Annotated in this window: 8 protein-coding genes and 1 pseudogene; 3 read left to right on the forward strand and 6 right to left on the reverse strand. The window is 71.4% G+C overall.

The window, feature by feature from the left end; all coding sequences use genetic code 11:
• The 5 genes from ACFWM7_RS28555 to ACFWM7_RS28575 form a co-directional block, all read right to left on the reverse strand.
• The coding region (locus ACFWM7_RS28555) for a bifunctional transcriptional activator/DNA repair enzyme AdaA (RefSeq protein WP_383265788.1) at positions 1-572 on the reverse strand (572 nt) is incomplete at its 3' end.
• Positions 573-684: 112 nt separating this feature from the next.
• A complete protein-coding gene (locus ACFWM7_RS28560; protein WP_383265791.1) occupies positions 685-1,221 on the reverse strand; it encodes an O-acetyl-ADP-ribose deacetylase in 537 nt (178 codons plus the stop codon).
• Positions 1,222-1,308: 87 nt separating this feature from the next.
• Positions 1,309-2,724 (reverse strand): phytoene desaturase family protein, encoded by a 1,416-nt coding sequence (locus ACFWM7_RS28565; protein WP_383265794.1) that lies wholly within the window; start codon positions 2,722-2,724, stop codon positions 1,309-1,311.
• A 100-nt stretch (positions 2,725-2,824) separates the two neighbouring features.
• A complete protein-coding gene (locus tag ACFWM7_RS28570; RefSeq protein WP_383265796.1) occupies positions 2,825-3,670 on the reverse strand; it encodes an inositol monophosphatase family protein in 846 nt (281 codons plus the stop codon).
• A 177-nt stretch (positions 3,671-3,847) separates the two neighbouring features.
• On the reverse strand, positions 3,848-5,692 hold the full coding sequence (locus ACFWM7_RS28575) for a gamma-glutamyltransferase family protein (RefSeq protein WP_383265798.1): 1,845 nt from the start codon (positions 5,690-5,692) through the stop codon (positions 3,848-3,850).
• A 496-nt stretch (positions 5,693-6,188) separates the two neighbouring features.
• Here ACFWM7_RS28575 and ACFWM7_RS28580 point away from each other — a divergent pair, with 496 nt between their 5' ends.
• From ACFWM7_RS28580 to ACFWM7_RS28590, 3 genes and pseudogenes are all read left to right on the forward strand, one after another.
• On the forward strand, positions 6,189-6,605 hold the full coding sequence (locus ACFWM7_RS28580) for a nuclear transport factor 2 family protein (RefSeq protein WP_383265801.1): 417 nt from the start codon (positions 6,189-6,191) through the stop codon (positions 6,603-6,605).
• Positions 6,606-6,906: 301 nt separating this feature from the next.
• Positions 6,907-7,122 (forward strand): annotated as a pseudogene (locus ACFWM7_RS28585) (ISAzo13 family transposase); the annotation flags it as partial.
• An 877-nt stretch (positions 7,123-7,999) separates the two neighbouring features.
• Positions 8,000-10,192 (forward strand): BTAD domain-containing putative transcriptional regulator, encoded by a 2,193-nt coding sequence (locus tag ACFWM7_RS28590; RefSeq protein WP_383265804.1) that lies wholly within the window; start codon positions 8,000-8,002, stop codon positions 10,190-10,192.
• A gap of 19 nt (positions 10,193-10,211) precedes the next feature.
• Here the strand turns inward: ACFWM7_RS28590 and ACFWM7_RS28595 are convergent, their stop codons facing one another.
• On the reverse strand, positions 10,212-10,994 hold the full coding sequence (locus ACFWM7_RS28595; protein ID WP_383265807.1) for a siderophore-interacting protein: 783 nt from the start codon (positions 10,992-10,994) through the stop codon (positions 10,212-10,214).
• Between the last annotated feature and the right edge of the window lie 197 nt (positions 10,995-11,191).

Below are 11,191 nucleotides of genomic sequence, written 5' to 3' on the forward strand. Positions count from 1 at the left end.
TGCGGGCCCCGGGCGGCGTGGGCGCGCAGGTCACCGGGGGCCAGGGCGAAGACCTCGCGGACCGTCTCGTTGAAGGTGCGGATCGAGGAGAACCCGGCGGCGAACGCCACCTGGGCCATGGGCAGCGCGGTCGTCTCGATGAGGAGGCGGGCGGTCTGCGCCCGCTGGGCGCGGGCCAGGGCGAGCGGGCCTGCGCCCAGTTCGGCCAGCAGCTGGCGTTCGATCTGGCGGGCGGAGTAGCCGAGCCGGGCGGCGAGGCCGGGTACGCCCTCGCGGTCGACGACCCCGTCCCGGATGAGGCGCATGGCGCGGGCGACCGAGTCGGCGCGGGCGTTCCACTCCGGGGATCCGGGGCTGGTGTCGGGGCGGCACCGCTTGCAGGCCCGGAAGCCGGCCTGCTGGCAGGCGGCCGCGCTCGGGTAGAAGGTCATGTTGCGGACCTTGGGCGGCACGACGGGGCAGCTGGGGCGGCAGTAGATCCGGGTGGTCAGGACCGCGGTGAAGAACCAGCCGTCGAAGCGGGCGTCCTTGGACTGGACGGCCCGCACGCAGCGCTCGGTGTCGGTGTGCATGGTTCCAGGATGGTTCACCGGTCAGGGGCCTGGCTGGCGGAAATCCGACATGGCCGTCGGGCCCGTCTCGCGCGTGGTCCCGGAGCCGTCTCCCGCGCGGGAGGGCGCCGGCTCAGCCGCGCATCGCGAGGACTTCCTCGAACTCCACGTACGCGTGCGCGTCAAAGAGGACGAAGCGCACCTCCTCGACCGGCTCCAGAGTCTCCGCCAGGACCGTGCGCACCGCGATCCGGGCCCCGTCGTCCATCGGCCAGCCGTAGATGCCGGTGGAGATCGCCGGGAACGCGATCGACTTGGCCCCCAACTCGGCCGCCAGGCGCAGGGATTCGCGGTAGCAGGAGGCGAGCAGGGCGGAGCGGTCCTGAGCGCCGGAGAAGACGGGGCCGACCGTGTGCACGATCCACTGGGCGTCGAGGCGCCCGGCGGTGGTGGCGACGGCCTGCCCGGTGGGCAGCCCCTTTCCGTACTGCGAGGCGCGCAGTTCACGGCAGGCCGCGAGGATGTCGGGTCCGCCGCGCCGGTGGATGGCGCCGTCGACCCCGCCGCCGCCGAGGAGCGAGGAGTTCGCCGCGTTGACGATGACGTCGACGGACTGGTCGGTGATGTCGCCGCGGACCAGACGTACGGCGGGAGAGACAGAGGTGCTCATGCGGACATCATGCCGCGCGCCGGGGGCCTTCGCCGCCCGGTCCGTTCAGGAGGCCCGCAGCCTGGTCGGTTCCGGGGGGGCATCCGTTCAGGAGGCCCGCAGCCGTCGCCATACGGCCTTGGCGGCGTGGTGGCCGGACATGCCGTGCACTCCGGGTCCGGGCGGGGTGGCCGACGAGCAGAGGAAGACCGCGGGGTGCGCGGTGGCGTACGGGACGCGGGCGAGCTTGGGGCGGATCAAGGTCTGGAGTCCGGCGAAGGCTCCGCAGGCGATGTCGCCGCCGATGTAATTGGCGTTGCGCGCGGCGAGTTGGGGCGGTCCGGAGAGCGCGCGGGCCAGCACCAGGTCGCGGAAACCGGGGGCGAAGCGCTCCAGTTGGCGTTCGATGACGTCGGTGGCGTCGCCCTCCCACCCGGCCGGGACGTGTCCGTACACCCAGAAGACGTGGCGTCCCTCGGGGGCCCGGGAGGGGTCGGTGAGGCTCGGCTGGGCGGTGATGAGGAAGGGGACGCTGGGGTCGCGGCCCTCCACGGCGGCCCGCAGCGCGGTGTCGATGGTGGTGGCGTCGGCCCCGATGTGGACGGTGCCGGCGCGGCGCGCTTCCTCGGCGGTCCAGGGGACGGGGCCGGACAGGGCGTAGTCGATCTTGAAGGCGGAGGCGCCGTAGCGGTAGCGGTGGTACGCGCTGCCGAGTCCGGCGATGCGGGCGAGCGCCGAGGGTGAGGTGTCGAAGATGTAGGCGCGGGCGGGCGGCAGTTCGTCCAGGCGCTTGACCTCGCTGCCGGTGCGGATCGTGCCGCCGTGTTCGCGCAGGAGGGAGGCCAGCGCGTCGGAGATGGCCTGGGAGCCGCCGCGCGGCACCGGCCAGCCGTTCTCGTGGGCGGCGAGCGCGAAGACGAGGGCGATCGCGGAGGTGGCGAAGCCGCTGGTGGGAGCTATGGCGTGGGCGGCGAGCCCGGCGAAGAGGCCGCGGGCCTTCTCGCCCTGGAAGCGCCGGGAGACCCAGCTGGCGGGCTGCATGCCGAGCAGCCCGAAGCGGGCCAGCCGGTACGGGTCGCGGGGCAGGCCGTCCCAGGGAGTGCGCAGGAAGTCGGCGGCCAGGGTGTCCCAGCGGCCGAGGAAGGGGGCCATCAGGCGGCGGTAGGCGCCGGCGTCGGCGGCCCCCAGCGACATGGCGCTCTCGCCGACGGAGCGGGTGAGCGTGGCGGCCGTCCCGTCCGGGAAGGGGTGGGCGAGGTCGACCTCGGGGTGCAGCCACTCAAGGCCGTGCCGATCCAGCGGCATCGCCCGGAACGCGGGCGAGCCGATCCCGAGGGGGTGCACGGCGGAGCACGGGTCGTGCCGGAACCCCGGGAGGGTCAGCTCCTCGGTGCGGGCGCCTCCTCCGACGGTGTCGTGCGCCTCGTGGACCTCCACGGAGAAGCCCCGGCGGGCCAGTTCGGCCGCGGCGGTCAGTCCGTTGGGCCCCGCGCCCACCACGACCGCATCGAGCATCGACGGCACTGGGGACTCCTTCGTCGGCCGGCAGTCGGACACCCAGGATATTCGGGCCGGCCGACAACGTGGACGCGGGCCCCCGCGGACGGGCCCGCCCCCGCTCCCGTCAGCCGCCCGCCCGCAACGCCGTCAGGACCCGCGCGGCGGTGGCCTCGTCGCGGGCGGCGGTGAACGGCAGGTCGTTGCCGCCGGCGATCCGGAACGGGACACCGGACAGCGTCGACTGCGCGCCGCCCGCCTCGGTGACCAGGAGCAGCCCGGCCGCGTGGTCCCAGGCGTACTCCCAGTTGAACGCGGTGGCGTCCAGGTCCCCGCGCGCCACCGCGAGGTACTCAAGGCCGGCCGAGCCGCAGGGACGGGCCGCGATGCCCTCGGTGCGCAGCCCGAGCAGGGCCCGCTTCTGGGCGTCGGTGGTGTAGTCGGGGTGCGACATCGCGACGTTCAGTACGGCGCCGGGAGCGGGTGCGCCGGACCGTATCGGCGTGCCGTTGAGGGTCGCGCCCCGGCCGCGTACGGCGACGGCCATCTCGCCCAGGACCGGTGCGTACGTCCAGGAGGCGTGGACCTGGCCGTGCTGGGCGAGGGCGACCAGGGTGCAGAAGCCGGCCTCGCCCCGGACGAACTGGCGGGTGCCGTCGACCGGGTCGACGATCCAGACGGGGGCGTCGCCGTCGAGGGCGTCGTAGACGGCCGGGTCGGCGTGCACGGACTCCTCGCCGACGACGACCGAGCCGGGCAGCAGCTTGGTGAGGGCGGCGGTGAGGTGTTCCTCGGCCAGCCGGTCGGCGGCGGTGACCAGGTCGTGCGGGCCGCTCTTCTCGATGATCTCGTGGTCGGCGAGTTTCCGGTGGCGGGGCATGATCTCGGCCGCGGCGGCGGCGCGCACGGCGGCCTCGACCTCGGCCGGCGGTCCGGTGTGCCCGGCGGTCCCGTACAGGAAGTCATCGATCATGGCTCCACCCAATCACGGTCGGCCCGCGACGCCACCGCCGGGCTTGCGAAGGCGCTGGTCAGCGGCCGTTACGCAGCGCCGGTCAGCGGCCGTTAGGCACAGCTGGTCAGCGGCCGTTACGCAGCGCCGGTCAGCGGCCGTTCCGAGCGCTGACCGGCGGCCGTTCCGCAGCGCCGGTCAGCGGCCGACGGCGTACCCCTGCATGCCGCGCGGATTGGCGGCGGCGGACAGGACGCCGGTCTCGGGGTCGCGGGCCACGGCGCACAGGCGCCCCTCCGACCACGGCTCGCCGACCGTGACGTCATGGCCCCGGCGGCGCAGTTCCGCGATCACGCCGGGGTCCATCCGGCTCTCGACGGTGACGCTGCCGGGGTGCATGGCGCGCGGGTGGAACGAGCCCGGGAAGCTGTCGTTGTGCCAGTTCGGCTCGTCGATCGCACCCTGGAGGTCGAGCCCGCCGCGCACCCGGGCGCGCCGGGCGACGGCGAGGAAGAAGTGCACCTGCCACTGGTCCTGCTGGTCGCCGCCGGGCGTGCCGAACGCCATCACGGGGACGCCGTCGCGCAGGGCGAGGGAGGGCGTGAGGGTGGTGCGGGGGCGGCGGCCGGGCGTCAGGGAGTTGGGCAGGCCCTCGTCCAGCCAGGCCATCTGGAGCCGGGTGCCGAGCGGGAAGCCCAGCTCGGGCACGACCGGATTCGACTGGAGCCAGCCGCCGCTGGGCGTGGCGGAGACCATGTTGCCCCAGCGGTCGACGACGTCCAGGTGGCAGGTGTCGCCCCGGGTCGTGCCGTCGGGGGCGACCAGCGGCTCGGCGCCCGGGCGGGTGCGGCGGGCCATGGTGGGCTCCCCCGCGCCGGGGGCCGGGACGAAGCCGGGGCCGGCCGCGCCGGGCTTCCCGGCGGCGACGGCGCGGACGTGGGCGGAGAGGCGCGGGGTGCGGCCGCCGGGGCCGCCGGGGCGCAGCGCCGGCGACGCGGTGCCGGTGATCAGCGCACGGCGTTCGGTGTTGTACGCCGCGGAGAGCAGGTCGTCCAGGGGGACGTCGGCGGCGTCCCCGTACCAGGCCTCACGGTCGGCCATGGCGAGCTTGCAGCCCTCGATGAGCAGGTGGACGTAGTCGACGGAGCCGTGCGGCGGCAGTTCGTCCGGGAGGAGCGCGAGCTGCTGGAGGAAGGCGGGCCCCTGGCTCCAGCCGCCCGCCTTGGCCAGCGTCCAGCCGTTCCAGTCGTACGTGGCGGGGGCTTCGTACGACGCGGACCAGCCAGCCAGGTCGGCGGCGGTCAGGGTGCCGGTGTGCCGGGCGCCGCTGCTGTCCCGGGTGGGGACGGCGGCCTGCCGTACGAGGGCCTCGGCGACGAATCCCTCGCGCCAGATCGCGCGGGCGGCCTCGATCCGCGCGGTGCGGTCCGCTCCCCCGGTCTTCTCGGCCTCGGCGATCAGGCGTCGCCAGGTCGCGGCCAGGGCGGGGTTGCGGAACAGCTCGCCGGGGCGCGGGGAGCGGCCGCCGGGGAGGTAGACCTCGGCGGAGGTGGTCCACTCGGTCGTGAAGAGTTCGCGCACGGTCTCCACGGTCTCGCCGACCCGCTCGACGGGGGCGTGGCCGTCCTCGGCGTATCCGATCGCGTAGCGCAGCACCTCGGCCAGGTCCTTGGTGCCGTGGTCGCGCAGGAGCAGCATCCAGGCGTCGAAGGCTCCGGGGACGGCGGCGGCGAGCGGCCCGGTGCCGGGGACGAGACCGAGGCCGAGGGAGCGGTAGTGGGCGACGGTCGCCCCGGCCGGGGCGGGGCCCTGACCGCACAGGACGCTCACCTCGCCGTGCGCGGTCGCCAGGATCATCGGCACTTCGCCGGCCGGGCCGTTGAGGTGCGGCTCGACGACGTGGAGGACGAACCCGGCGGCTACGGCGGCGTCATAGGCGTTGCCGCCGTCCTCCAGGACCGCCATCGCGGACTGGGAGGCCAGCCAGTGGGTGGAGGACACCATGCCGAAGGTGCCCTGGAGGGTGGGGCGGGTGGTGAACATAGGGGCTCTCACCTCGCTGTTTACGGGCGTCGGACGGTCGGATCCGCACTCGGGGTCGGGCCTGGGGAGTCTGGACCGGAACTCTCCTCCACCCGCCTACCAGGGGCTTCACCTTCTGTCACCCCAACGGGTGCTCCGGCCCATCAGGTGGGAAAGAGTTCAATGAGCGTTGAGGGAGCGCTGGCTGGATATCGAGTGATCGGGCCAATGTAGCGTCCTCAGGGTCAGTCCGCGTTGGCCTCGGCGCTCTCGTGCGTACACGTGAGCGCCGACGAGCGGGGCGACCGTGGCGGTCCAGGGGCCGGCTTGGTGTGAACAAAGTGCCGGGCGGGGCCTCGTCGTTCAGCTCAGGTCCGGCTTGTGCGGTGCCTGTGTCGTCGATTCCGGGCATGCCCCAACCTCCAACACGTCGGCATTGCGGACAGGCGTCGGCATGCGGCCCACCATGTCGTTGAATTCCCAACATGTGGTTAACCCCCAAACAACAGGAGCAGCCATGACGTCCACTGATGCGAAGAGCGTCGTCCTCGCCTACCTCAAGGCGATCGACGAGCGCGACGCGGAAGCCATTCAGGCGACCCTCTGGGAGGACGCCGAGTTCCGCATCCCCGGCGAGCACCCGCTCGCCGGAAGCTGGGTCGGTCTCGACGAGATCCTCAACCAGTTCATGTTGCCGCTGATGGAGCTGTTCTCCACGGACGTTCCCTACACCATCGAGATGACGCAGGTCATAGCCGAGGGCGACACGGTCGTGCTCGACTGCGTGGCCCGTGCCGCGTCCCGCTCCGGCCGCCCCTACGAAGCACCCATCGTCTCGGTGTTCGCCATCCAGGACGGCCGGATCAAGGCTATGCGCGAGTTCTTCGACACCCAGTACTTCGTGCGGACGCTGTTCGGCGACGACAACGGCTGAACAGGAGACCGGGGAGGTCGAGTTACCGCCGCATGAACGCACCTGCCTAACGTCGGAATCCACTCCCAGTGACACGTCACGCCCCATGAGACCCGTAGGGCGGGCGTGTAAGCGGCGGCACATCGCGCTCTCGAAACCCGATGGGCGGGCGTGCCGTTCACGTTTCCGGCGCTCGCCACGGCTCGTCATGGAGATGGGAGTACGTAAGGGCTCGCAGAGAATCATGGTGTTGCTTCCCGTGGTTCGCCTCGCTGGCGAGGTATGCGCATATCCCACGAGGTCCGTGATCAACTCGCCCTGAACCGACCACGACACGGCAAGCCTTCGCCGTTGCCTCCATCCGCCGCTGGTGGCAGGCCCGTGCCGGCCACGACCACCCGCAGGCCATGCGGCGCTGATCACCGCGGAGGCGGGCGGCTCCCACGGGCACCGCGTCCGCGCCTGGATGGCCGAACTTGCCGCCCTGACCTCCGAGACGGGGCTGGAGATCACGGTCAGCCCGCTTCCGCGGCCCGGACGCGAGCTTGGCCTGGTGTGTCGGTCGTGCCGCAACGGCCCACTCGGCAACGAGTTCGGCGATCACGTCGGGCGACAGACCCGTGATCCTCCGGTCCCATCGCGCGATGTCGGCTGACCGTGTTGTATACGTCGTTGCCCTTTCTCGGCCGGACGACCACCACGTGAATCCCGGTGCGGTGCGCGGAAGTCGAGGGGGCGGGTCGCCGGGTGCGGACAACGCGCCAGTGGCTGCGGTAGTCCACATAGAGCTTGCGGTAGTCGGCCAGCTCCTCGGTGAGCTTGCCGTCGAAGAGCCGAACGGCGCCGGGCGCCTCCATGAGATCGCGGAGAACACGAGTGCGAGCTCACCCGAAACACTGCCGTCATCCGTGCCGTTGGCACCCTCGAGCTTGCCGCCTGATCAACGTTGGAAAAGACTCACTGCGGAAAGCGCAGTTGCCGGGGCGGGACCGCCGGGAGACGGGGCAATGAGCGGGCGGCGGAAACTGTGCCGACAAGCCCGAACGGGCATGCCTGAAGACCGCTTTGAACCCGTGCCGACAGAGCGGTGCGGGCACCTCCAGCAACCTTGTTTTAGGGCGTTACTCTGGTTATGGTGACTCCACCAGCCTGCTTGGAAGTGCCCGCGGGAGCTGGAAACTGCCACACACGGGAACCTCTTCCACCTCCCGGCATCCGCGGGTGATACACGGGGAAATATCACCTTGCACCTGACATGCACATCAGGCGTTCCACCGTCGTACACCGACCCGTTAACCCGCTCTTCCCGTCGCCGGGAACACGCGGGAGACCATTCGCGGAATGAACAATTCAGCCCACTGACCCCCGCCCGATACCACCCGTCACGAGCGGGCCATTCGCAACGAGGAGCAGCCATGTGGTTTCGGATACTGGGACCATTGGAAGCCCTCGACAGCGGCCGGCCTGTCGCACTGGGCGGCACCAAACAGCGTGCCACACTGGGGTATCTGCTCCTGAACGCCAATCGCGTGGTCCCTACCCGGGAATTGCTCGGCGCGCTGTGGCCGGACAGGACACCGCCGACGACCGCCCGCAAGATCCTCCAGAATGCCGTATGGGGCCTGCGCGGATCGCTCGCGGCCGACGGTGCGGGCCGCCACGGCGAGTTGCTGCTGACGAAGGCCCCCGGATACGTCATGCGGGTGGACCGCGACCAGGTCGACCTGCACCTCTTCAACCGCCGCGTGCAGGAGGGGCGCACCGCCCTGCAGTCCGGTTCCCCGGCGCGGGCCGCCTCCATCCTGCGCGACGCCGTGGCGCTGTGGCACGGCCAGGCCCTGTCCGACCTGGTCGAGAGCGGGATCAACTGGCCGGAGCTCGACGCGGCGGAGAACTCCCGGCTCGACGCGATGGAGGACTACTTCGAGGCCGAGCTGCGCTGCGGACGGCACCAGTCCACGCTGGGGGCACTGGAGTCGATGGTGGAGGCCCAGCCCTTGCGCGAGCGGTTGTGCGGGCAGCTGATGCTCGCCCTGTACCGGTGCGGCCGGCAGGCCGACGCGCTGAACGTCTACAGCCGGGTCCGCGCGTCCCTCATCGAGGATCTCGGCCTTGAGCCGCGACGCGAGCTGCAGTCCCTGCAGCAGGCGATCCTGACCCAGGACTCCACACTGTCGTCACCCGAAGTCCCCTCACCGACACCGGAGCTGGTGCCGACGGATACCGGTCCGGTGCAGGAGCACGCACCGGCACGGCCCGCCCAGCAGCGCTTCGCGACCGCCGCCCCCGAGCCTTCGCCGACGTACGACACCCAGGTCCACGCGTACGCGGACCGCCGCGAGGACCCTCTCCCCGGCCCGTCCGCCCCAGCCACGCGCGCACGGGTGAGAATGCAGCGGACCGACTCGGTGATCCAGCACCGGCCGGTGAGCGTGGTGCTGGTCACGACCGGGCTGCGGGCGCCCGCCGGGGGGCGGACTCAAGGCACCGACGAGCTGCGCGACCGTCTGACCGGCCGCATCCGGGACCTCGTGGAGGAACTCGGCGGTTCGGTGATCAGCTCCATAGGATCCACTCAGCTCGCCGTGTTCGGCTCCGGGCCCGAGGGCCAGGGCCACGCCGAACGGGCCGTGTGCGCCGCCTTGGCCGTCCGGGACGAGTTCCACACCGCCCCCACGGTCACCCCGCTCGACCGTTCGGCACGGCGCGCCGGAGAAGCCACGACGGTGTACGCCGCGGTGTCCACAGGTGAAGCCTTGCTGCGCTACGAGGGTGACAGATCCGGTGCCGTCCGGTCGGCGGACGGAGCGCTGCTCGACGAGTGCCAGTCCCTGCTGTCCCGCGCCTCCGCGGGGGAGATCTGGGTGTGCGGGAACACCCGGCACCTGACCGCGTCGGAATACTCCTTCGTCTCCGTCGGCGACTCACCGCAGGCGTGGAAGGTGAACTGGTCGCGCCCGCGCGCCGAGCGGCCTGTGCCGACGGCGGGTGTAGTGGACAGGGAGATCGAACTCGACCTTCTGCGTGGCATGCTGGAACGTGTCCGGCACCGCGAGACCCCGCACGTGGTCACCATCGTCGGAGAGCCCGGTATCGGAAAGAGCAGGCTGCTCAAGGAGTTCGAGCGCCGCTCCATGGGACAGCCGATCGCCACCTGGTTCCTGGTGCCCTCCGGCCCGGACAGGGAGGGGCGGCAGAAATACGGTCCCCGGCTCTTCGAGCTGCGGAGGAGTCCTCTCTTCGATCCGTACGAAAGCGAGTCCCAGGAGTTCGATCTGACCCAGGCTCTGAAGTCCGGCCAGAACCCCCTGGAAAGCCTCGCGCGGGAATGCCCGCTGGTCATGTTCGTCGATGACCTGCACGACGCCGACAACGCCCTGCTGGACTTCATCGGCATGATGGGCAGTGAGGTGACGCGGGTGCCGCTGTTCGTCGTGGCCACGGCTTCACCGCAGCTCTTCCACCGGCGTCCGGGCTGGGGCGGCGGGAGGCCGCACTTCACCACTATATCCATCGATCCGCCGGTCATATCCCGCCGAACGATGCTCAGCCCTGCGGCCGGGGCGTCGGGCCGACCGCTGCCCGGCCTGGCCGACTCCACGCCATGACCGCCCGCGGACCGCGTACTCAATGGTGCAGTCCCTTCTTCCCGGGCGTCCAGAACGGCTTCGTCCTGATCTGCGTACGAGGCCACTTGCGCACGTTGACCAGGTGGTCGCGGACCGCCTGGCACGTACGGGCCTCGCCCGCCACATAGGCCATGCCGGCGCCTTCGGGAAGGTCCAGTTCCGACACCGCCCCGAGCAGGACCTTGGAGGAGACGGGGGAGGCGCCTTCTCGGTGGGCGCGCCTGAGGACGTGCGGCCCGGGCACGGGCACCTCGTCCTCACGGGACTCGCTCTCCAGGGCTCCGTACACCCGCGCCTCGGGCCCCAGCGCCCTGATCATGGGTCCGAACGCGGCGGACGCGGTCTCCTCGCCGATGAACACGTGGTACGGGGCGTCCGTGCGCAGGTCGAAGTCGCCCAGCGGCCCCCAGAAGGAGACGTCTTGGCCGACCTGCGCGTCACGGGCCCAGCGCAGCCCGATGCCGTCGCCGTCGTAGATATGCGCCCGGATCTCCACCTCTCGGCCGTCGTCCGACTGGTCCCAGACCGAGTAGGTGCGGAGCGTCTCACCCGGGCGGAGGATGCCGTACAGCGACAGGGGGTCGTTGATCTGGATCCGCAGGTGCCGGCCCGGCGGGACGGTCGTGCCCGCCAGCCCGTCGGTGGCGATCCTGATGCGCTTCATCGTCGGAGTCACCGAGCCCGTCTGCGTGATCACTCCTTCCAGCCGCTGCTTGGCGAAGAGGTGTTCCAGAGGATTGAGCGACGGGCGACGCGCGGGCTTCACCGTACTGTCCGGCATGAGGGGTCCTCCCCGGCGCGTCGTTCCAGCCGCTCGCTTGCTCGCATCCGGCCTTGTGCGCACCGCAACTGTGGAATAGGTGTCACTTCGTCAGCGACGCTTTAGTTTGACTTACTGACTTGCGTTACGGTCCCTAACAAATCATGGATCGGTCACCAAGTCAATGAGAGGGGAAAAGTACGAGGGCTGCTGGGTCA

Origin of the sequence: Streptomyces sp. NPDC058375, from assembly GCF_042723425.1 — a bacterium.
Classification (GTDB): Bacteria; Actinomycetota; Actinomycetes; order Streptomycetales; family Streptomycetaceae; genus Streptomyces; species Streptomyces durocortorensis.